This is a genomic window from Halopenitus sp. H-Gu1 (assembly GCF_041821145.1).
In the GTDB taxonomy this organism is placed as follows: Archaea; Halobacteriota; Halobacteria; order Halobacteriales; family Haloferacaceae; genus Halopenitus.
This window is the reverse complement of the sequence record NZ_JBGUBC010000014.1, coordinates 49,276-70,730: the sequence shown is the minus strand read 5'-3', so window position 1 is coordinate 70,730 and position 21,455 is coordinate 49,276. Positions and strand designations below refer to the sequence as shown.

The 21,455-nt window shown below is 64.1% G+C and carries 21 protein-coding genes; 10 read left to right on the top strand and 11 right to left on the bottom strand.

Going from position 1 to position 21,455, the window contains the following annotated elements; all coding sequences use genetic code 11:
• Positions 1-48 precede the first annotated feature (48 nt).
• Complete coding sequence (locus ACERIT_RS11280; protein ID WP_373674957.1) at positions 49-1,350, top strand: amidase; 1,302 nt, start codon at positions 49-51, stop codon at positions 1,348-1,350.
• A 66-nt stretch (positions 1,351-1,416) separates the two neighbouring features.
• Here ACERIT_RS11280 and ACERIT_RS11275 read toward each other — a convergent pair whose 3' ends face one another.
• The 3 genes from ACERIT_RS11275 to ACERIT_RS11265 all read right to left on the bottom strand — a co-directional run bounded on the left by ACERIT_RS11275 (position 1,417) and on the right by ACERIT_RS11265 (position 2,604).
• On the bottom strand, positions 1,417-1,668 hold the full coding sequence (locus ACERIT_RS11275) for a hypothetical protein (protein ID WP_373674956.1): 252 nt from the start codon (positions 1,666-1,668) through the stop codon (positions 1,417-1,419).
• Positions 1,665-1,982: a hypothetical protein gene (locus tag ACERIT_RS11270; protein ID WP_373674955.1), complete on the bottom strand. Its 318-nt coding sequence runs from the start codon at positions 1,980-1,982 to the stop codon at positions 1,665-1,667. The genes ACERIT_RS11275 and ACERIT_RS11270 overlap by 4 nt, the downstream gene beginning before the upstream one ends.
• A gap of 418 nt (positions 1,983-2,400) precedes the next feature.
• Positions 2,401-2,604 (bottom strand): hypothetical protein, encoded by a 204-nt coding sequence (locus ACERIT_RS11265; protein ID WP_373674954.1) that lies wholly within the window; start codon positions 2,602-2,604, stop codon positions 2,401-2,403.
• Positions 2,605-2,798: 194 nt separating this feature from the next.
• Here ACERIT_RS11265 and ACERIT_RS11260 point away from each other — a divergent pair, with 194 nt between their 5' ends.
• Positions 2,799-3,491, top strand: a complete 693-nt coding sequence (locus ACERIT_RS11260; protein WP_373674961.1) for a hypothetical protein — start codon at positions 2,799-2,801, stop codon at positions 3,489-3,491.
• An 81-nt stretch (positions 3,492-3,572) separates the two neighbouring features.
• On the opposite strand, the gene ACERIT_RS11255 is transcribed toward ACERIT_RS11260, so the two are convergent.
• From ACERIT_RS11255 to ACERIT_RS11245, 3 genes are all read right to left on the bottom strand, one after another.
• Positions 3,573-5,420 (bottom strand): carbon starvation protein A, encoded by a 1,848-nt coding sequence (locus ACERIT_RS11255; RefSeq protein ID WP_373674953.1) that lies wholly within the window; start codon positions 5,418-5,420, stop codon positions 3,573-3,575.
• A 144-nt stretch (positions 5,421-5,564) separates the two neighbouring features.
• Complete coding sequence (locus ACERIT_RS11250) at positions 5,565-6,542, bottom strand: ArsA family ATPase (protein ID WP_373674952.1); 978 nt, start codon at positions 6,540-6,542, stop codon at positions 5,565-5,567.
• A gap of 3 nt (positions 6,543-6,545) precedes the next feature.
• On the bottom strand, positions 6,546-6,842 hold the full coding sequence (locus ACERIT_RS11245) for a hypothetical protein (RefSeq protein WP_373674951.1): 297 nt from the start codon (positions 6,840-6,842) through the stop codon (positions 6,546-6,548).
• A gap of 166 nt (positions 6,843-7,008) precedes the next feature.
• On the opposite strand from ACERIT_RS11245, the gene ACERIT_RS11240 reads away from it, so the two are divergent.
• Both ACERIT_RS11240 and ACERIT_RS11235 read left to right on the top strand, forming a co-directional pair.
• Complete coding sequence (locus tag ACERIT_RS11240; protein ID WP_373674950.1) at positions 7,009-8,478, top strand: cobyrinate a,c-diamide synthase; 1,470 nt, start codon at positions 7,009-7,011, stop codon at positions 8,476-8,478.
• 135 nt (positions 8,479-8,613) lie between these two features.
• Complete coding sequence (locus ACERIT_RS11235; RefSeq protein ID WP_373674949.1) at positions 8,614-10,311, top strand: aldehyde ferredoxin oxidoreductase C-terminal domain-containing protein; 1,698 nt, start codon at positions 8,614-8,616, stop codon at positions 10,309-10,311.
• A gap of 82 nt (positions 10,312-10,393) precedes the next feature.
• Here ACERIT_RS11235 and ACERIT_RS11230 read toward each other — a convergent pair whose 3' ends face one another.
• The gene (locus ACERIT_RS11230; RefSeq protein WP_373674948.1) at positions 10,394-11,197 is read right to left on the bottom strand and encodes a DNA methyltransferase; all 804 of its coding nucleotides are present in this window, start codon (positions 11,195-11,197) and stop codon (positions 10,394-10,396) included.
• A 56-nt stretch (positions 11,198-11,253) separates the two neighbouring features.
• On the bottom strand, positions 11,254-12,456 hold the full coding sequence (locus ACERIT_RS11225; RefSeq protein WP_373674947.1) for a redox-regulated ATPase YchF: 1,203 nt from the start codon (positions 12,454-12,456) through the stop codon (positions 11,254-11,256).
• A gap of 188 nt (positions 12,457-12,644) precedes the next feature.
• On the opposite strand from ACERIT_RS11225, the gene ACERIT_RS11220 reads away from it, so the two are divergent.
• Positions 12,645-13,121 carry a 50S ribosomal protein L11 gene (locus ACERIT_RS11220; protein WP_373674946.1) on the top strand — a complete coding sequence of 159 codons (477 nt, stop codon included), beginning with the start codon at positions 12,645-12,647 and terminating at the stop codon, positions 13,119-13,121.
• 131 nt (positions 13,122-13,252) lie between these two features.
• Here the strand turns inward: ACERIT_RS11220 and ACERIT_RS11215 are convergent, their stop codons facing one another.
• Positions 13,253-13,702, bottom strand: a complete 450-nt coding sequence (locus ACERIT_RS11215; RefSeq protein WP_373674945.1) for a hypothetical protein — start codon at positions 13,700-13,702, stop codon at positions 13,253-13,255.
• 199 nt (positions 13,703-13,901) lie between these two features.
• Here ACERIT_RS11215 and ACERIT_RS11210 point away from each other — a divergent pair, with 199 nt between their 5' ends.
• Genes ACERIT_RS11210 through rpl12p form a run of 3 tightly spaced genes read left to right on the top strand, consistent with a single transcriptional unit; the run spans position 13,902 to position 15,934 of the window.
• On the top strand, positions 13,902-14,540 hold the full coding sequence (locus tag ACERIT_RS11210; RefSeq protein WP_373674944.1) for a 50S ribosomal protein L1: 639 nt from the start codon (positions 13,902-13,904) through the stop codon (positions 14,538-14,540).
• Complete coding sequence (locus ACERIT_RS11205; RefSeq protein ID WP_373674943.1) at positions 14,537-15,583, top strand: 50S ribosomal protein L10; 1,047 nt, start codon at positions 14,537-14,539, stop codon at positions 15,581-15,583. Before ACERIT_RS11210 ends, ACERIT_RS11205 begins: the two co-directional genes overlap by 4 nt.
• An 18-nt stretch (positions 15,584-15,601) precedes the next feature.
• The gene (gene rpl12p / locus ACERIT_RS11200; protein ID WP_373674942.1) at positions 15,602-15,934 is read left to right on the top strand and encodes a 50S ribosomal protein P1; all 333 of its coding nucleotides are present in this window, start codon (positions 15,602-15,604) and stop codon (positions 15,932-15,934) included.
• A gap of 200 nt (positions 15,935-16,134) precedes the next feature.
• Here the strand turns inward: rpl12p and ACERIT_RS11195 are convergent, their stop codons facing one another.
• Together ACERIT_RS11195 and hisD are read right to left on the bottom strand one after the other, a co-directional pair.
• On the bottom strand, positions 16,135-17,523 hold the full coding sequence (locus tag ACERIT_RS11195; protein ID WP_373674941.1) for an NAD(P)/FAD-dependent oxidoreductase: 1,389 nt from the start codon (positions 17,521-17,523) through the stop codon (positions 16,135-16,137).
• Positions 17,524-17,627: 104 nt separating this feature from the next.
• Positions 17,628-18,929 carry a histidinol dehydrogenase gene (hisD, locus tag ACERIT_RS11190; RefSeq protein ID WP_373674940.1) on the bottom strand — a complete coding sequence of 434 codons (1,302 nt, stop codon included), beginning with the start codon at positions 18,927-18,929 and terminating at the stop codon, positions 17,628-17,630.
• A 118-nt stretch (positions 18,930-19,047) separates the two neighbouring features.
• On the opposite strand from hisD, the gene ACERIT_RS11185 reads away from it, so the two are divergent.
• A complete protein-coding gene (locus ACERIT_RS11185; RefSeq protein WP_373674939.1) occupies positions 19,048-20,685 on the top strand; it encodes a spermidine synthase in 1,638 nt (545 codons plus the stop codon).
• Positions 20,686-20,774: 89 nt separating this feature from the next.
• A complete protein-coding gene (locus tag ACERIT_RS11180) occupies positions 20,775-21,416 on the top strand; it encodes a GNAT family N-acetyltransferase (RefSeq protein WP_373674938.1) in 642 nt (213 codons plus the stop codon).
• The last annotated feature ends 39 nt before the right edge of the window (positions 21,417-21,455 follow it).

The following is a 21,455-nucleotide window of genomic DNA, read 5'->3' as shown; positions in this document are numbered from 1 at the left end:
ACTCGAATCGGGCGAACCGTTAAGCACCCTGCGCGTGGAGACGACGGCATGACGGATCTACTCGGGGACGCGCCGCTTTCGCCGGCCTCGCGATCGTTGCGTTTCGAGATGACCGACATCGAGACGTATTATGGCGACCTTCGCGACCGTATCGAGCGGGTCGATCCGACGATCCGCGCGTTCGTCGACGAGGAAACCCGATGGGAACGGGTCGATCGGGCCATCGATCGGGTTCGTGCGAGATTTCCGGACCCCGAGGCGCGTCCCCCGCTTTATGGCGTCCCCGTCGGCATCAAGGACGTCTTTCAGGTTGCCGGGCTCGAAACGCGGGCGGGATCGCGGGTTCCGCCCGAGGAACTGTCCGAACCGGAAGCCGAGGTCGTCTCGGCGCTTACGGACGCGGGCGCCATCATCCTCGGCAAGACCGTGACTGCGGAGTTCGCCTGCTTTGAGCCCGGTCCAACGAGAAACCCCCACGATCCCGAACACACCCCTGGCGGATCGAGCAGCGGGTCCGTCGCCGCCGTGGCGGCGGGGCTTTGCCCCCTGGCGCTTGGGACCCAGACCATCGGGTCCACGAACCGTCCCGCGGGGTTTTGCGGGATCGTCGGCGTCAAACCCAGCTACGGACGGATACCGGCCGATGGGACGATCGCGGTCGCGCAATCCCTCGATCACGTCGGATTTTTCACCGGTGATGTCGCCGGCGCCGAACTCGCTGCCGGGGTGCTTTATGAGGACTGGCGAGCGGGGGATGCCCCCCCGGAACTGTCGCGGATCGGCGTTCTCGAGGGGCCGTATCTCGAACAGGCCGGAGACGTCGCACGCGACCATTTCGGATCACACGTCGACCGTCTCGAGGCGTCCGGCTACGAGACGGTCCGTGTCGATCCGTTCGAGAATATCGATCGGATAAACGATCGACACGAGACGGTCATGGCCGCCGAGATGGCGATCGCTCACGAGGATCGGTTTTCGTCGTACGGCGACCGTTATTCGGAGTCAACGGCGGAGTTCATACGGGAGGGTCGGGACGTCTCCGTCCAGGAGCTCGCGAGTGGCCGCACCGGTCGATCGGCGCTCCGAGATCGGCTTCACGATACGTTCGAGACCCACGACCTCGACGTGCTCGTCAGCCCGGCCGCGCCGGGACCCGCACCCGAGGGCCTCGACTCGACCGGCGATCCGATCATGAACCTTCCGTGGACGCACTCGGGGCTACCGACCGTGACCGTCCCGGCCTCGAAAACGGATGCCGGGCTTCCGATGGGGCTTCAGTGTTCGGCCCGGTTCGGGCGTGACGAGTGGCTGCTCCCGTGGTGTCGATCGATCGAAAACGCGCTTCGGTGAGAAACGAACGCGGGACCTGGGCGGAGCGGATCGCGGGCAGGCGACGTTGCGGGACGGCGGCGGCCGCTACTGGGGCGCGATGCGCCAGGTCGTCGCGCCGGTGTACGACCACTTTTCGATCTCGAGATCCGGGATCGATCCCTGCAGTTGGATCATCAGGGCACCGATCTCCTTCGGGGAGAGCTCGACGTCGTCGGAGATGAACTTGCTTTTGACGTATATCTCGCCGCTTTTTGCCTCCTCACGGAGGAACTCCGCGAGTCGGCGTGCTTTCGGGGATCCGTACGCTCCGTCCGTGGCGGTCGTGTTCGTGCTCATGATCGTGACTCCGTGGCAGCGATATCGCTTGCGTCGTTCGACGTCCGATTCGTCCGGTTCGCATGGGGGTCGCGTTCGCGGTGGTCGTGGCCGGCACCGTGCTCGTGGCCGATGATCGCACTGACGACATTGAGCGCGAGCAGGCCGACGAAGAGCCGCGGACTCGCATCCACCACGATCCCGTGAAGGACCGGGAGGTACGTGAGCGGCAGCAACACCGCGACCCAGAACGCGATCGCTCGGAGCCGCTCGCCGGTTCGTCGGCGGAGCCGCGTGGGGAGCGTGGTGTTCGATTGGAGGGTTGTATTCGACATCTATGTCACCTGCCTCGCTTGTAACACTGCTTGCGATCCCTATATAATGGGCCGAGCGTTAGCGCTGATTCACGTGGATTAACGAAGATCCGCGACGTTTCAACACGTTTTAGGAACCTCATGAGACGTTTCATAACCGCACGAATACCCTTTAGAAATTTTATAACCCCTTTTGAGGGGGTTTCAACGATCCGGAATTGGGGGACTCTCCTTCCGTTCCACGCACCGGGGTCGTGGCGATTTGGACCGGATCGTCGCCGCTCGTCGGTCACGCGCGCTTCCGGGATCACTGGCGCGCGGATCATTGACTTCCAGCGCGCGGGATTTCACATACCGGATCGGCCACAGAAACCGGGCCGTCAGCGACGATCGAATACTGTGGCGGGCTCGTGGGATCGAGACTTGAGGTCGGGACCGCTCACCGGCGATACGTTATGCTCATCGCGAGGTTGTTGAGTCGCTCCGTGATTCCGGAGATCCAGGCGCCCGGCGAGATCCGTCTTGCATCCTCTTCGGACACCTCGATGCAGTCGTCATCGAACGGGTTCGAGTCACCGTCGTCGGTCGTCTCCACGACGGTGCTGAGTCCGCATCTGCCACAGGCCTCCGTCCGTTTGCTCATGGTCGTTCGATGACGATCGAGGCGGAATCCACATAAACGTTCCTGAGGAACGTTCACCGACGGATCCGTGGATTCTCGCTTCCGACCGACTCTCGATCGAGAGGGCATCACGACCGGCGGACGAGGGGGGACGTTTTAGGTGCCGGGTTGCCAATGCACGGATGATGAGCGAATCGGACGGGAATCGGGAGGAGATGGTGTCCGTCGGAACTGGCGAGGTTGATGCGGGGGAAGTCGACGCCGAGGAGGTCGGTGCTGGGGAAGTCGACGCTGGGGAAGTCGACGCCGAAGAAGACACCGCCGTCGGCGTTCCCGCGTTGGACGACGACTATTTGACCCGGGTTGCAAGCCGTCTCCGGTATAGCTACGACCTCGAGGCGGATCACCGCGCGGGCGGCGAGCAGTTCGATCTGTACGCTCACCTCGCCGTCGAGAACCAACGGCAGTTTCTCCATCGATCGATAAACTGGGCGAACCACGAGTCGAGAGAACACGTGTTCATTCGACGGACGAACGACGTCTCGACCACGGATCTCGATCGTCTCGTCGAGATGGCCCACGAGATCGCGGACGATCGGATCGAGGCCGACGAGACGCATCAGGTGACGGAGTTCACGTTCGTCCTCATCGTGCCGGACGTTCCTGCGGACGTGCGCTCGTACGTGGACGGGTTCCGGGATCGAACGTTGCTGCGGTTCGGCTACTACGGTCACTACGAGGTGAACCTCGTGGTCGTCGCGCCCGATCGTGAGGCGGCAGTTGCAAGCGAACTCGCGGCCATCGTGGAGGCGTTTACCCCCTGGGAACAGGGGGATGAGATGGACTCGACCGACGAGTCCGGATCGACGGGCGTCATCTCGCGACTGGCACACTGGTTGCAGAGCTGATCGTCTCGAAAGAACGGACGCGAGAAAACGGCGAGGCCGCCGACAGACGCCGACGGCATCACACGGAAGGACGCTGATCCGTCAGTCGTCGCTTGGCTGTACCGAGGGTTCTCCCCCGCGTGTACCCGTGACGTTTGAATAGCCGATTCGAACGAGTGACAGCGCCAGGAAGATGAGGACGAGCCCGAGGACCATCTGTACGCCCGAGGAGATCATCGCCCCGATCCCATCTGCCCCGCCTTGAACGATGTTCAAAAACAGGTTCTCGTACAGCGTGATCCACAGGAGTCCCATCACGGTTATCGTGACCATGATCGCCATCGGGACGCCCGTGCTCATGAGCTGCTTCGAGCGATCCCAGTTTGCCAGCCAGACCGTCCCGGTCAATAGCGCGAGCGCCGCGAGCAGTTGATTCGCGCCGCCAAAGAGCGCCCACAGCGTCGCCCACTCGCCGGAGATGACGAGCAGGTAGGCGATCCCACACTGGATGGCCGGATTGGTGTAGCGTCCACGGGCGAACGAGCCGATACCGCCGGAAAGTCCGGTGTCGACGCCGCTACCTGGCGTGCCGACGATCTCCTCCATCATGTACCGACCGAGTCGAGCCGCCGTGTCCGTGGAGGTGAGCAGGAAGCTCACGAGCACGAGCGCCATGAATGGCGCGCCGAGTTCCGCCGGGATACCGAAGCTCGTGAGGATGATGCCGCCGCCAGCCGCAAAGTTCGGAAGCGCGCCGCCGATCCCGCCGGCCGCGGCGTCGGAAGCGAATCCGGCTACGGCGAGCGTGACGATGGCTGTCGTCGCCAACAGTCCCTCCGCCAGCATGCCACCGTAGCCGATGAGTCGCGCGTCGCTTTCCTTGTTCAGCTGTTTCGCCGTCGTCCCCGAGGAGACGAGCGAGTGGAACCCGCTTATCGTCCCGCAAGCGATCGTGATGAACAAAAGCGGGAACAACGGATAGACGCCGACTGCATCGACGCCGAAGAAGCCCTCGAAGGCGTTGATGCTGTCGGAGACCACGAGCGGCTCCGAGGCGGTGCCGAAGATGGTTCCGACGATGACCGCGAGGAGGGCACCGCCGACCCCAGCATACAGCAGGAACGACGAGAGGTAATCACGCGGCTGGAGCAGCACCCACACGGGTAGGGCGCTCGCGATTGCTGCATAAAGCAGGATAACCGGGATCCACGCGGCAGTATTACCACCGAGCATGCTTGCACCCGGAACCCACGATCCGGTGCCGCTCAAGAGGACGATCGTGCCGGCGGGATGGGTACCTTCGGCCAGTTCGAACAGCGCGAGCGGGTACTGGATGCCCACCCATACGCCGGCGAAGACTCCGGCGACGAAGAGGATCGTTCCGGGAATGAGCGGCCCGTTGAGCTGATAGAGATATACGCCAAAGACGAGTGCAAGCCCGATGTAGACGAGACTCGCGGTGGCCGCCTGCGGATACGCGTTCAACACGATCCCGACCACGAGCGCGAAGACGCCCACGACCAGGATGATGGTGAGGAACGCGAACCAAAGCAGCATGTTCTTGCCGCTTTCGCCGACGTACTCACCGATGATGTAGCCGATCGACTTTCCTTCGTGTCGTACGGAGCTGGAAAGCGACATGAAGTCGTGGACCGCGCCCATGAGCGGGTTCCCGATCGCGACCCACGCTAACGCCGGGAGCCACCCCCAGATCGCGCCGGCCGTTATCGGGCCGACGATCGGGGCTCCGCCGGCAATACTTGAGAAGTGATGACCGAGCAGCACCGGCTTTTTCGAGGGAACGTACTCCTGTCCGTCCTCGTATTTATGTGCCGGTGTCTCCCGATCGTCGTCCAGTTCGACGAACCGTGCCAGGTATCTCGAGTATGCCAAATACCCGACTGTGAAGGTCAGTAACGACGCGACGATGAGCCACAGTATCTGTACCATAGTGAGCTCTGATCCTATCTGTGTCAAAATCCTTTATAATAATTATGGTGACTGACCCGGCTGGCGCATTACCGAAGAGATGCTTGGAACATGGATCCGAGTTATCGGCATATTTTGCCGACGAACAGTACGCTCCTCGGACGATCACACGTTCGGCGTCGCATCCGCCGTTTCGACCTCGATCGCGAGTTCCGCCGCGATCTCGGCGAGCAGGTCGCCTTTGATCTCCGAAACGCGCTGTTCGATCGTCGCCACGATCGGCTCGGAGAACTCCGAGCGGATGCGGTCGAGCCGCTCGCGTTCGGTTCGGTGTCGTTCACGGAGATAGGTGGCACCGGTTCCGGTCTCCTCGTCGTCCGGTTTCGGCGCGATCTTGTTGATCACGAGCCCGTCGACGGAGAGTTCGGCCGCGTTGAGTTCGTCGATCGCTCGACGGGATTCCTCGATCGACAGCTCGTCGGGATTCAACACGAGGTGGAAGGCGGCGTTCTCACGCAGCGTGCGACCCGCGAACTCGAATTTCGCCTTGCGCTCCGCGAGCCGTTCGATGATCGGATCGTCCTCCAATCGCGCTCTGGCCTGCTTATCCCCGATCGCCGCCTTCTCGAAGAGGTCAACGCTCTCACGCCGCTTCTCCGCGAGGCGGTCGATCCACGACTCGAGGAACTCCGGGAGCGCCAGCAAGCGGAGAGTGCCACCGGTCGGCGAGGTGTCAAAGACGACCCGGTCGTACGCGTCGCTGTCACGCATCACCTGGATGAACCGGTCGAAGAGTGCGGCCTCGTAGGCACCCGGAGTCCGGTGAGCGAGTTCGATCTGCCTGTCGATCTCGTTGACGATGGCGGGACTCACCTGGTCGCCCATCGACGAGCGGATCTCGTTCATGTGGCGTTCGATCTCCATTTCGGGATCGATCTCCATCGCCCAGAGGTTCTCGTGGCCCTCGACCGACGTGGGATCGTCGTCGAACTGCTGGTCGAAGACATCGGAGGTGCTGTGAGCCGGATCAGTGGAGACGAGTAGGGTCGAAAGCCCCCGTTCCGCACACTTCAGGCCGTAGGCGCTTGAGACGGTCGTCTTGCCGACGCCGCCTTTTCCGCCGAAGAATACGAATTTACGCATGGATCAAAAGTGGTACTGTTGGCCCTTCCGTTCGATGAGCGATCGACGGTCCCACATCCGACGTTCCCACGCGAGAAACTCCTCGGACAGGAACGGGAGGAGTTCAGCAGTGTAATACGAAATCGGACTCGGAATGCCGAAGGCGTCGGCAAAGCAGGCGAACATGAAGACGTCGGCCGCGTCCTCGGCTTCCTTTTCGATCTTCTCGAAGGACGGATGTTCGATCATCCCGTGATAGAGCCCGTGCAACCACTCCTCGATCGTCGTAAGGTACGTGTCGATTCGCTCGTGTAGGTTCATGTATCGGTCGTGTCTGGCATCCGTGGGCGTTCGTCCGTTCCGGAACTCGATGGAAGCGTCACCTGCCCGTTGATCGCTATCGTGAATAAACGTTCGTGTCGGATGCGTCGGGCGACGCGCTCCCCGACCGGAAGGGTCAACTTTGGCTCCGCAGATCACATATGTGATGGAACGCGTGCGCGGGGGAGGCCGAACCAGAGTCGACGACCGAACCGCGATCGACGAGGATCGTGTTTCGAACGACGGCCCGGATCGTGGACTCGTCCTCGCCGGCACGGCCTCCGGAGTTGGCAAGACCGTTGCGACTCTCGCGGCGATGACGGCTTTGGAGGAGGCAGGCCACGATCCGGTCTCGGCAAAGGCGGGGCCGGACTACATCGATCCGAGTCACCACGCTGCCATCACTGGAACGCCCTCACGAACGCTGGACACGTGGATGCAGGGCATCGACGGCGTTCGTCGAAACCTCACCCGCGTCGAGGGCGACGTCGCCGTCGTCGAAGGGATGATGGGACTCTATGACGGGAGCGTTACCTCGACGGCTGCGACCGCGGCGGCTCTCGGTCTCCCGATCGTCCTCGTCATTGACGCAAGCGCCGGGATGGAGAGCGTGGGAGCGACCGCGCTCGGCTTTCGCGAGTACGCGGACCACCTCACGTTGCCGGCGGACGTCCGGAACGCCACCGACGAGCCGCGCGTGGACGTCGTCGGTGTCATCGCCCAGCGTGCCCATGGCGGCCGACACGAGGCGGGCATCCGCGAGTCGCTTCCCGAGGGCCTTCGGTATCTCGGACGGATCCCGCCGACCGAGGACCTCGAGATCCCCGACCGCCACCTCGGGCTGCGGATGGGTGATGAGGCGCCGATCGACCGGGAGACGCTCTCGACGGTCGCTGCCCATCTGGACGTCGACACGCTCATCGATGTCGCCCGTCGACCGATCCCACAACGCGCCACGAAGTCGGTGGAGTCGCCGACCACGACGTCGACCGACTCCCCGACGATCGCCGTTGCGAGCGATTCGGCCTTTCGGTTCGTCTATCCGGCAGTCCACGAGCGATTCGCTGCGCGAGCCACGATCGAACCGTTCGCTCCTGTCGCGGGCGACGATCTCCCGGAATGTGACGCCGTCTACCTGCCAGGGGGATATCCGGAGCTTCACGCGGCTGCGCTGGCGGACTCGCCCGCATTGGCGACGATCGCGGAGCGGGCCGCGGAGGGACTGCCGATCCTCGGAGAGTGTGGCGGGCTGATGGCCCTTACGGAGTCGCTTACGACCGTGGATGGTGAGACACACGAGATGGCGGGGGTTCTCCCGGGACGCGTCCGCATGTGTGAACGGTACCAGGCGCTCGACCACGTGGAACTCGAGGCGATCGGGGACGGCCCGACTGCGAAGGCGGGCGAGCACCACCGCGGTCACGAGTTTCATTACTCCGAACACGCGCTCGCTTCCGAGGCGAAGTCGACGGCGGACGTCGATTCCGACGCCCGATTCGCGTTCCACGTCCAGCGCGGGGACGGGATCGACGGCGAACGCGATGGGCTGACCGAATACCGAACGGTCGGGACCTACGCTCACCGCCACGCAGCCTCAGGCGCGTTCGATCGACTGATCGAGACGGCACGCGAGTGATCAAACGGCGCGTGTTCCCGGGCGAAATCGTGTGATCGGGCAGGGGGTGATCCTGAGCGGGCCGCACCGTGATCGATCCGGATGCGATCGCGGGAGAGGGATACAGTTATTTATCTGGTCGATCGATCGCTTGGTATGCTACACGCGGAAGGACCATTACTCACGCTGGATCTGAACGATCGAACGGCGACCCGAACTAACATCGACGATATTCTCGAGGAATTCATCGGCGGTCGGAGCGTGGCGACCGCGCTCGCACACGACCGAATTCCGTTCGACGCCGACCCGTTCGGTCCGGAGAACCGCGCCTACCTCTCGATCGGACCGTTCCAGTCGTCGACCACGTCCTTTACCGGACGAATGTCGATGACCAGTCTCTCACCGCTCACCGACGGGCTCGTCTCGACGAACGCCGGCGGGTACCTCTCGCGGGAGTTCGCCGGCGCCGGCATCTCGACGCTCGAGGTGACCGGCGCGAGCGACGAACTCCTCATCGCCCACGTCACGGACGAGGGCGTCGAGTTCGAGGAAGTCCCGGATCTCGAGGGCGCGAAGGTGCCGGAGGTCTCCGAATACGTCGAGGAGACTCGCGGTCTCGGCCCCGAAAACTGCATCACGATCGGCCCGGCCGGCGAGAACCTGGTCCGGTTCGCGTGCGTGATGACCTATGACTCCCGGGCGTTCGGTCGCGGCGGTCTCGGCGCCGTACTCGGATCGAAGAACCTGAAGGCGGTCACCTTCGAGGGCGACTCACACCCCGAAATCGAGATTCCCGACCCGCCGGAGATGGACATCCATCGCGAGGCAGCGACCTCCGACGACCTGTTCCGCCGTCAGGGCACGACGAGCGGGACGGAGTTCATAAACGAGAACTTCGCACTCCCGACCCGGTATTTCGAGGAGTATCACTTCGAACACGCCGCGTCGATCGGCGGCGACGCCGTCGAGGAGAAAAAGTACAAAAAGGAAGCCTGCTCGCAGTGCGCGTACGCCTGCAAGCTGCCGACCCGCGACGAGGAGTCGGGCGTCGAGACCGAAGGTCCCGAATTCGAGACCGTCTACTCGTACGGCTCCCTTCAGGGTGTCGACAATATCGTCGACGTGATGCGCGGCAACGAGCTGTGTGACGTCCTGGGTCTCGATACGATCTCCGCAGGTGTCACGGTCGCGGCCTACCTCGCGAGCGAGGACGAGCTCGGTAACGCGGAGTTGGCCCATGAGATGACGGAGAAGATCGCCCACCGCGACGGGATCGGCGACGACCTCGCTGAAGGCGTCCACCGTGTCCACGACCAGCTCGACGTCGGTGACTACACAGTTAAAGGAATGGCGTTCGCGGCACACGACGGCCGCGTCATCCACGGTCAGGGACTCTCGTATGCGGTCTCGAACCGGGGCGGAGACCACATGTACAGCCAGATCCACGGCGAGGAGTACGACGGCGTGATCGACCACGAGGGAACGCTCGGTAAATCCGAGCTCCTGGTCGAAAAGGAGAACCGCTGTGCGATCCGTGATTCGGCGATCGTCTGTGCGTTCGCTGACGACTACGTGACGAACGATCGACTCGCAACGCTCCTCGACACGTCCTACGACGAGCTTCTGGAGATCGGCGCGAAGACGATCGAACGCGAGCGGCACTTCAACAACCGCCGTGGGAAGGACGTCGACGACGACACGCTCCCCTACGAGATCCCCGACCTCGAGGAAGCGGTCCAGGAGTATTACGAGGAGCGCGGGCTCCGTGAGGACGGCACGATCCCGAGCGATCGGATCGAGACGGTCGCGGCCGATCTCGGCGGATCCTCGGGCGCTGTCTCGGCCGACGACTGATCGGCGATCTCCCGGGTCCGAATTTCGAATTCGATCTCAACCCGATCCCATCTCGAGCACGTTGCGGTTGAGGAACGAACGATTACGTCGAGAGTCGATCGAACACCAGACAGTAACAGTGATCGTAGCCGTAGCCATAGCGTCCCGAATCGAGGGGATCCGATCCATCGTCCGGATCGGCCGAGCCGGGTGACTCGTTCGTCTCGCTACGGTCCTGACTGTCTTCGGACTCATCGAAACCGACGACGATCTCGACGCGGAACCGATAGCCATCGGCATGGTCGATCGCCTCCGCGAGATCCCACGCCAGCATCGTCACGGCAGGTCCGGCCCGGAGGTTCGATGCCTCCACGACGATCGTCGCGTCGTCGTCAAGGAGGCCGGTGATGGCCTCGAAGGCCATCGTCATTCGCGATAGATATCCCTCGTAGCTTCCCGAGCCCCGGTAGTTGGTGAGCGGATCCGTGTCCGTCCCCTCAAGCATGTACGGCGGGGCGGTATAGACCAGGTCGGCGACGGGCGGGTCGATCCCGGCCTCGTGGAAGGCCGCCGGTCCCGCCATCGCGTCCCCGACGACGACGCGTGTTCCTTCGTCCTCGTCGGTCGCCGCGTTCGTTGCCGGTCGATCGCGGTTCCTGGATAGCCGATCACGAATGTACTCGACACGACGCTCCTCCAGTTCGATCCCATACGCCTCACGGTCGAGCCGCTGGGCGGCACGGAGCGTGGTTCCGAAGCCCGCGAACGGATCGAGGACGGTCGCTCCCGGCTCGGAGAACTCCTCGATCGCCCAGGCGGGAAGCGTCGGGACCGAGCGGACATCGACCGTACACCACTCCGGAAGCGGATCGTGCTCGGCCGAGGGAAGCATCCGAACGGTTCGCACGCGGAAGGATTCGATCCCGGACGGGATAAACGGCTCGTGACGGTGGCTCTGCTAGGTTATGCTATCGCCTGCTTCGTCGAGACGAGTTCGATCACGTCCCGATGGGAGAGTTCATGGCTCTTCGAGACCTGCCGATCGCTACGACAGTCGATCCCGTGGAGCAGCCCCTCGCCGATATCCGAGTGGATGTGGAAGGCGAAGTCCTCGGTGGTCGAGTCCTCGGGCAGGAGGAAACAGTCGCGGAAGACGCCCTTCTCGTCTTTTGGGCCGTTCGCGGATCCCGGGAACACTGCAATACACCCGAGAACGTCGAAGATCGCGGCCTCCAGACACGATTGAACGCCCGTCCCCCCGTACTCATCGAGGAACGTCGCGATCCGATCGAGCCCGTCCGCCTGGTCGGTCGAGACGTCCGCGCGGACATCGAAGTCGTCCTCGCCGGCGGTGTACTCGACGACACCCGTCTCGGCCGCGTTCTTGAGCGCCTTCTCCGCGTGTGCGCTCGCGGGAACGAATGTGAGGTGGTCATAGTCGGGATCGGCCGTGATCTCCTCGAAGTTTCGCTGGGCCTCGGGAGTGTCCATCTTGTTGGCGGCGACGACCATCGGCTTCGTTCGCTTTCTGATCTCGCGGGCGAGTCCCTCGCGGTCGCTCTCCTCCCAGGCGTCGGCATCGAGTTCGAGCCCCTCCGCGAGGATCACCTGCTTTACCTCGTCTTTCGTGATCCCGAACGCGGAGAGCTGTTCCGCCAGGTCCTCCTCGATCACGGCCTCGGCGCCGTGATACCGCGTGCCGTGTTTATCGATCCCCTTCTCGAGGACGTCGAGGTACCACGCGTCGAGTTCCTCCTCCAGGAAGTCGATGTCCTCGCGGGGGTCGTGGCCCTCAGTCGGTTCGCCCTCGATGTCGGTGGTCCCCGAGAAGTCGACGACGTGGACGAGTACGTCCGTCTCGTTGAGGTCGGTCAGAAACTGGTTGCCGAGTCCGCGCCCCTCGTGAGCGCCGGGAACGAGTCCGGCGACGTCGACGAGCTGGACGGGGACGAATCGCGTTCCGTCCGCACAGACGCCAACGCTCGGCGTGCACGTCTCGTCGAATTCCGGTGCCGCACACGGAACGCGGACGTACGCCTCGCCGACGCTCGGGTCGATCGTGGTGAACGGGTAGGCCCCCTCGGGCACGTCGTTCATGGTCGCCGCGTTGAAGAACGTCGATTTGCCCACCGAGGGCTTGCCGACGAGTCCGATCCGATAGCTCATTGTCGTTTCTGCGTGGCGGGACGGTAAAAACGGCCCGAGACCCGACGACGTGTGCGACCGATCGACACGACTGGATGATCGCCCCTTCGGTTCCGGGTTGTCTCGGATAGGTGTGCTCGCGTGTCAAATGCTTGCGCACCCAGAGACGAAGAACAACCGTTAAAAGTCGCGGTCGGGTTGATACGCATATGGCTGGAACCATCGAAGTGCTCGTCCCCGGCGGGCAGGCCACCCCCGGTCCGCCGCTCGGCCCCGAACTCGGGCCGACGCCTGTGGACGTGCAGGGCGTCGTCAGCGAGATAAACGAGGAGACCGCCGCATTCGACGGGATGGAAGTCCCCGTCACCGTCGAGTACGAGGACGACGGCTCCTTTTCGATCGAGGTCGGCGTCCCGCCGACGGCCGAACTGGTAAAGGACGAGGCCGGCTTCGAGACCGGCTCGGGCGAGCCCCAATCGGAGTTCGTCGCCGATCTGTCGGTCGAACAGGTCAAGACGGTCGCGGAGCGAAAGTCCTCCGATCTGTTGGCCTACGACACGAAGAACGCCGCCAAGGAGATCGGCGGAACCTGCGCCTCCCTCGGCGTCACGATCGACGGTGAGGATGCCCGGACGTTCGACGATCGCGTCGACGCCGGCGAGTACGACGACGTTCTCGAGGCGTAATCCGACCGCTCATCGACTCGTTTTCCCTTTCGAGCCGACGTTTCGTGCGTGTGGCGTTTACGACCGTCCCCGTAGTGTGATCGATGTGACTACGAGTTACACCACCTAACCCAGAGCCGGTGTCAGTCACATCAGCCTGGGAAGTAGAGGACGAAGAGCAGAAAGAACGTGGCCGCGGCGGCGATGGCAAGCACGATAGCATACCAGATCGCTGCGAGCCCGAGGACGATCCGGCCGTCGAGCCCACCGGCCGAGGGGTCCCATCTATCGGTCGCCGGAAGTACGACCGCGAGCACCGCCCAGACGACGATCGGATAGCCAACTGCCACGAGTAGCGTCCACCGGACCAGCGAGCGGCCGCCGATCCCACCCCGCAGGACGACGCCGCCGAGGAAGACGACGGCGTGGCCGACCACTACCACGGCGAGGAGGATCCCGTAGTTCATCGCGTATCGGTCGGTCGGCCACTTGCCGATCGCCGCCCGAAGGCTCCCGGAGGCGAGCACGGGGAGACACGCCACTCCGGTAAGCATCCAGACGAAGACGACTGCGGCAATCGGCCCGATCCACCCGGAGGGCACGGGTGAGGATCACCCGACATGATGTATCAATCTTGGGGGACCGATCCGGATTCCGCGGGGTGTTCGGGCCCTGTCGACGACTCTCACGCGCGCCTGGCTTCGACGGGTTTAAACGACGCCTGGGGCAACGCTACGGTGAGACAGGCTTCGCCTGTTTCACTGACCCGTAGGAGCGTCCTGCGTACTACGGAGGTGAAAAATGGCAGACACAATAGAGGAGGCAGTTTCTCGCGCACTCGCGGAGGCACCCGAGCGGAACTTCCGTGAGACGGTTGACCTGGCGGTCAACCTGTGCGATCTTGACCTCAACGATCCGTCGAATCGCGTCGACGAGTCCATCGTGCTGCCGGCTGGAACGGGGCAGGAGACACAGATCGTCGTCTTCGCGGAGGGTGAAACCGCCGTCCGCGCAGCCGAGGTTGCAGACGAGGTTCTCGACGGCGAGGACCTCGAAGACCTCGGAGACGACGACGACGCCGCAAAGGACCTCGCCGATGAAACCGACTTCTTCATCGCCGAGGCAAGCCTGATGCAGGACATCGGTCGGTACCTTGGTACCGTCCTTGGTCCTCGCGGCAAGATGCCTACCCCACTGCAGCCGGACGACGATGTCGTCGAAACAGTAAATCGGATGAAGAACACGGTACAGCTGCGGTCCGGCGACCGACGTACCTTCCACACCCGCGTGGGTGCAGAGGACATGGGCGCCGAGGAGATCGCGGACAACGTGGACGTCATCATCCGCCGTCTCGAGGCTGACCTCGAGAAGGGACCGCTCAACATTGATGGGGTCTACGTCAAGACGACGATGGGTCCCGCCCAGGAGGTTCCCGTATGAGCACGGTTCGTCAAACGGAAACCATCCCCGAGTGGAAGAAGGCGGAGGTCGACGAGCTCGTCGAGTTCATCGACTCGTTCGCCTCCATCGGGATCGTCGGCGTCGCCGGCATCCCGAGTCGACAGCTTCAGGCAATGCGCCGCGAGCTACACGGCTCCGCCGATCTGCGGATGAGCCGCAACACGCTCCTCGTGCGCGCCCTCGAAGAGATCGACGAGGGTGTCGAACAGCTCACCGAGCACGTGAGCGGACAGGTCGCGCTCGTGGGCACGAACGACAACCCCTTCGGGCTGTACAAACAGCTCGAGGCCTCGAAGACGCCGGCGCCGATCAACGCCGGAGAGGTCGCCCCGAACGATATCGTCATCCCCGAGGGTGACACGGGCGTCGATCCCGGTCCGTTCGTCGGCGAGCTTCAGACGGTCGGTGCGTCCGCACGCATCATGGAAGGGTCGATCCAGGTCACCGAGGACTCGACCGTTCTCGAGGCCGGCGAGGTCGTCTCCGATGACCTCGCGAACGTGCTCGTCGAACTCGGCATCGAGCCGAAGGAGGTCGGACTCGATCTGAAGTCCGTCTACTCCGAGGGTGTGCTCTTTGCCCCCGACGAACTCGCGATCGACGTCGACGAGTACGAAGCAGACATCCAGTCGGCGGCTGCCGCCGCCCGCAACCTCTCCATCAACGCGACGTATCCGACGGCCCGCACCGCCGGCACCCTTCTTTCGAAGGCAACCGGCGAGGCAAAGTCCGTCGCGCTACACGCCGAGATCGAGAGCCCGGACGTCGTTCCCGACCTGATCGGGAAAGCCGACGCCCAGTTGCGCTCGCTTGCGGCCCAGATCGACGACGAGGAGGCGCTTCCCGAGGAACTGCAGGGCGTCGATGCCCCCGCAGCCGCCGCGGACGCCGCCGAGGAGGAACAGGCTGATGAAGGATCGGACGCCGAGGAGGCCACCGACGAGTCCGCCGCCGCCGAGGACGAAGACGGCGACGACGAGGACGAGGACGGAGGCGAGGGTCTCGGCGCCATGTTCGGATAACACACGGAGAACACGATAATGGAATACGTTTACGCTGCGCTCATCCTGAACGAAACGGGCGAAGAGATCAACGAAGACAACATCACGTCGGTACTCGATGCCGCCGGCGTCGATGTCGAGGAATCCCGCGTCAAAGCACTCGTCGCGGCCCTCGAGGACGTCGATATCGAGGACGCTATCGAGACGGCCGCAGCCGCACCCGCTGCGGGTGCTGCCGCAGGTGCCGCCGCGGAAGCTGAGGAAGCCGAGGAGGAAGAATCCGAGGCCGAAGAGGAAGCCGAAGAGGAAGCCGAGGAAGAAGACGAGGAAGAAGGCGACGGCGGCGAAGGCCTCGGCGAGCTGTTCGGCTGATCTCCGCGATTCCGGAGTTCGCGCCCTCGTGGGCGCCCGAACGTACGGCTCGTTCCTCTCGAAACGCGATTTTTTATGACGTTGATCGGAAAGCGACGGCGTCGACGATCGAGGATCCCTCGGCTGGCGATCAAGGGTCTCCCGGCTGGCGATCGAGGGCCTTTCGGCTGGCGATCAGTTCAGGGATAAAAGGGAGCCGATCAGTACACGTACTCGTCGGCGGTGATCTGGGTGTAGTTCCCGCGGAGCTTGCGTTTGTTCCACCTGTAGGCGAGCAGTAACTTCGTGGCGCCCCAGCCGGCGGAGTACGTCCGCTTCAGGAGGTCGCTTCCGGTCTCGGCGGCGAGCATGACGTCGGCGATCTCGATGATCCGGTTCCAGTCGCTCGGGGTGTACTCGCTTACCATCTCGGCCATCGTGACGTTTCGCAACACCTCGTCGCCGATCGCCTCCTTCCAGCGGCGGTTATACGCCGACAGATCGCCGGTCCCAGCGAGCTCGCCAGCGATCGCGCCCGTGCGGACCGCGACGTGATCGCCGCCCTCGTGGAACGCGGAGGTGGTACCCATCGCACCACCGGCGACGGCGATCCCGGCCTTCGTCGGCGAGTCGATCGGCCGCGTCGAGGAGATCGCATACGTCTCCGTGCCGTCGTGTTTGCCGGCGTCCTCGACGAGCGGGAAGTCCTCGAGATCGTACTCATCGCCGTACTGCCACTCCAGAAGCCGCTCGACGTACTCCGATCCTTTTGGAATCGACTCGTCCCCGGGGCGAAGTAGCTCGTAGTCCTCGCGATCGGGAATCGCGTCGATATCGAGACCGATCGGCATCGTGAGCCCGACGCGACAGACTCGATCCTGGTTGGGGAACACCCAGGGATAGGCCGTCTCGCCGGGCATCACGCCCCACCAGAAGACGATCGCGTCCCGAATCTCCTCGTAGATCTCCTCGGGGAATCGACGATACTCCTGGTAGGCGATATGGTTTGCATCCCTGGATGCGAGTCGGGTGGAGGCCGCAGAATCCTCCGGGAGGTATCGATCGAGCACCCGATTCGTGACCGTTCGCTGGGGGCCGTCCGCGAGGATCAGGAAGTCGGCACCGACGGGTTCGCCGGTGGCAAGCCGGACGACGTGTCGAGGATCGTCATCCGAGGGCCCTTCCGAACGGTCGGTTTCGACGTCGCGAACGGACGCCTTCACGCGATAGGTCGCGCCCGCCTCCTCGGCGCGCTCCCTGAGAAAGTCGTCAAATCGGGCCCGGTGGAAGGTGTATCCGAAGCCGTCGTACGAGGAGTCGATCCCGGTACTGTACAGCGTACAACTCGTGTCGGGACCGCGAAAATCCGCCCGTTCGAGTTCACTCTGGACGACGCCGTCGGGGAACTCGTCGGGATGGATCCCCATGATGTCGACCCAGTAGTCGAGAATGCCGGCCGCGTCCGTCGAGTCAGGGCCGAGCCCCTCGCGATCGGCGCGCGGGACGCCCTTTTCGAGCACGAGCGCGTCGGCACCGGCGCTCGCGGCCGCGTGTGCCGCCGAGGCGCCAGCGGGTCCGCCACCGACGATCGCCACGTCTACGCGTTCCATACTCGTTGGGGACACGCTCAGGCTATTAAATCACCGGAGGGAATCCGACGACTGAACGAGGACACGATGGGAGATCGGCGACGGGACGCGATGGCGGAACGCGGTCACTCGAAGCGTCGACGGACACTCTCGGCGTGCGCCTCGAGCCCCTCCGCCTCCGCGAGGGTCGTGATCGTCTCCGAGAGCGTCGAAAGCGCCTCTTGGTCGAGTCGCTGGACGGTCGAGGAACGGAGGAACGTCTCCGTCGAGAGCCCCCCGTAGCGTTTCGCACCGCCGTTCGTCGGAAGGACGTGATTTGGACCGGCCGCGTAATCGCCGGCTGCGACGGGCGAGTAGGGACCCAGGAACGCCGATCCGGCGTTGGTGATCCGATCGAGAAGCGCCTCGTCGTTTTCCGCCTGGATCGACAGGTGCTCTGCGGCGTACTCCTCGGCGAAGAGCACCGCTTCCGACATCGAACGGGCGAGAAGAACGCCCGAGGCGTCGGCCGAAAGGGCCTCGCGGATCGTTTCCGCGCGCTCGCGCCCGTCGATCGACGACTCGACTGCGTCCGTGATCGCTTCGGCCGTGTCGGCGTCGTCGGTCACCGCAACCACTGACGTGTTCGGATCGTGTTCCGCCTGCGCGAGCAGGTCGGCGGCGACGAACTCGGGGTCGGCCGTCTCGTCGGCGAGCACGAGCACCTCGCTTGGTCCGGCCAGGAAGTCGATCTCGACATCACCGCGCACCTCGGCTTTGGCGGCCGTGACCCATCGATTGCCTGGTCCGACGATCTTCTGGACGGGAGTCACCGTTTCGGTGCCGTATGCGAGCGCGGCGATCCCCTGGGCCCCGCCGACCTGGTAGACTGCGTCCGCGCCGGCCTCGTGGATGGCCGCGAGCGTGACCGGGTTGATATCGTCGGCCGGGGGCGTCGCGACTGCGACGTGGTCGACGCCAGCGACCTTCGCGGGAACCACGCCCATGATCGCACTTGAGGGGTACGCGGCCGTGCCGCCGGGGACGTAGACGCCGGCGTATTCGATCGGCCGGAATCGTCGACCGAGTTCACGGCCGTCGACCGTCTCCCGGTAGTCCTCGGGGAGTTGCCGCTCGTGGAACTCGCGGACGTTCGCGGCCGCCTCCTGGATCGCTTCCAACCGGGGATCGTTGGCGTCCGCAAGCTCGTCGTGTGCGCGTTCGATCGCGTCGGTGATGTCGAGGTTGCCGACGGCGACATCGTCGAATTTCTCGGCGAACTCCCGGAGGGCGACGTCACCCTCCTCGCGAACCCGATCGACGATTCCACGGACGTCGTCGCGAACCGCCTCGACGCCGGCATCACGATCGAAGAATGCCCGCCGCTCGTCGGGCGATAGCTCGGAGACCTCACGGACGGCCACCGTCCGGTTCTCGGAGTCGTTCATACTGCCGTTGGGGGACGCGCGGAAAAAGGCGTTCCGGATGGCTGGGTGCCGTCGGCGCGAACGCCTGGGGGTGACCCGGAACCAACGCTTAACACCGATCATGACCGATCGATCAACGATGGGAGCCCCCGCCGGATTCCTCGACGGGCGCGTGAGAAGCCCCGATCTGGCCGTCTTCGTCTCCGGAGTCGCGAGCATGGGACTCGAGATCCTCGCCGGGCGGATCGTGGCTCCGCAGTTCGGTAGCAGCATCTACACCTGGGGGACGATCATCGGGGTGTTCCTCGCGGCGTTGAGCGCGGGCTACCTCCGCGGCGGAAAACTCGCTGATCGGCGCGCGGACCCGAAACGGCTGGCGCGGTTGCTGTTGTGGACGGCCGTTTGGGTCGCGCTGCTCGTCTTCGCCGGCGACCTCCTGTTGCGCTCGACGGTGGCGTTTCCCCTGCCGAGCCGGGCCGCCTCACTACCCGCCGTCGTTTTGCTTTTCGGTCCCCCGACGTACCTGCTCGGGTTCATCAGTCCATACGGGGCCGAGCTATCACGAAAGGAGGGACTCGGCGAGGCGTCCGGTCACGTCTATGCGGTGGGGACGATCGGCAGCATCGTCGGGGCGTTCGGGACGACCTACCTGCTCGTTCCCAGCCTCGGCGTCGACGCGATCGGATTCGTCTTCGGAGTCCTTCTCGTTGCGACCGCCGCGGTATTGGTGCTGCCATCGCCCTCACGGGATTCGATCGTCGCGATCGGGGGCGTTCTCGTCCTTCTCGTCGCCTCGGTCGCCACCGGCGCGGCCGGGGTGGCCCCGGAGGGGACGGTCGTCTACCAGACCCAGACGCCCTATCAGGAACTCGAGGTCATCGACAGCGGCGACACACGAACCCTGTATCTCGACGGGCAACGCCACAGCGCGATGGACCGATCGGATCCGACCCGACACGTCTTCGAATACACCCGATATTTCCATCTGCCGTACCTCTTTGCCGAGGACCCGGACGACATCGATCGGGTTCTGTTCATCGGTGGCGGCGGCTTCACCGGGCCAAAGCGATTCGCCGAGGAGTACGATGCGACCGTCGACGTCGTCGAGATCGACCCGGAGGTGATCGGCGTCGCGGAGGAGTACTTCGCGGTCGAGGAATCCGAGCAGTTGCGGATACACAACGACGATGGCCGGCAGTTCCTTCGGGAGTCGACTGAGACCTACGACCTGATCGTCCTCGATGCCTACAAGAAGGATAAAGTGCCCTTCCAACTCACCACGGTGGAGTTCATGGAGTTGGCCGACGATCGGCTGAGCGAGGATGGGATGGTCTTCGCCAACGTCATCTCCGCCCCGAGCGGCCCGGCCTCGCGGTTCTACCGCGCCGAGTACGCCACCATGGATGCGGTCTACCCGAACGTGTACTCGTTCCCCACTGCCGGGGCAAGCGCTATCCAGAACATCGAGATGATGGCCACGAAAAACGACACGGTCGTCACGGAGGCAACCCTCCGCGAGCGAAATACCCGACGTGACATCGGGATCGATCTCTCCGCGGAGATCGACGACTACCGGATCGAGGATGACGTCGGGGACGCTCCCGTGCTTCGGGACGAGTATGCCCCCGTCGACACACTTCTCGATCCGATGGTGGGCCAACGATACGTGATCGACGAGACCGGAACCGTCGAAAATCGATCCGGCGGTGGGGACGATCCGTTGCGGATCGCGGTCGCTCCGTCGCCTGCGGAGCCGCGAGTGCGTCCCGCAGAGTGACATGAGGTCGTGATTCTCCGGTCGGCGTGATCGTCGCGACCGGACGACGATCACGCTCAAGGGTCCCCCGTCCCAACCTCGCTTACGCGATGGAACACGAGCTACTCGGCTGGCCCGAGGACGGTCCCACGCTCCGGCTCGACTACCGGGCGTTCAGCTACGCGGGAAAGTTCGCCACGTCGAACACGGGCGTCGCCGTCCTGCGTGGCCGATCGTCATCGGCTGTCGCCCCTGACTGGAAGCCGGATCCGTCGCTTCCCGAGCCCGCCCCGCACCCGGCCGGGGAGTCCGGGAATCCCTCCACCCGTGCCGACGACGTCGTTGCCGCCATCGCGTTCAATGCCGATCGGACGGATCCGACCACGCTATGGATCCGATACGTGACGGTTCACGCTGCCCGACGCGGGGAGGGTCATGCTCCCGGACTCATCGCGTTTCTCGTCGATCGCGCACGCGATCGGACGCGCACGTACGATCGACTTCGGATCGGAGTGAACAACCCCTTTGCCTACGAGGCGCTTTATAAGGCCGGCTTCGCGTTCACCGGACGGGAGACCGGCGTTGCGGAGTTGGTCCTCGAACGACCGACGGACGCGCCGGCAGATCGCGACGCGGAAACGTATCGATCGGGGCTGGACAGCTACCGCAAGCGCGACCGCGGCGACCCCGAGGCATCGTTCCTCGAAGCCCGTGCAGGAGTTGATCCTCCACCCCTCGTCGACGGCGTGTGAGGGGGTAGACTGCTCTCCGTCGGCGGAATGTGTGGGAAT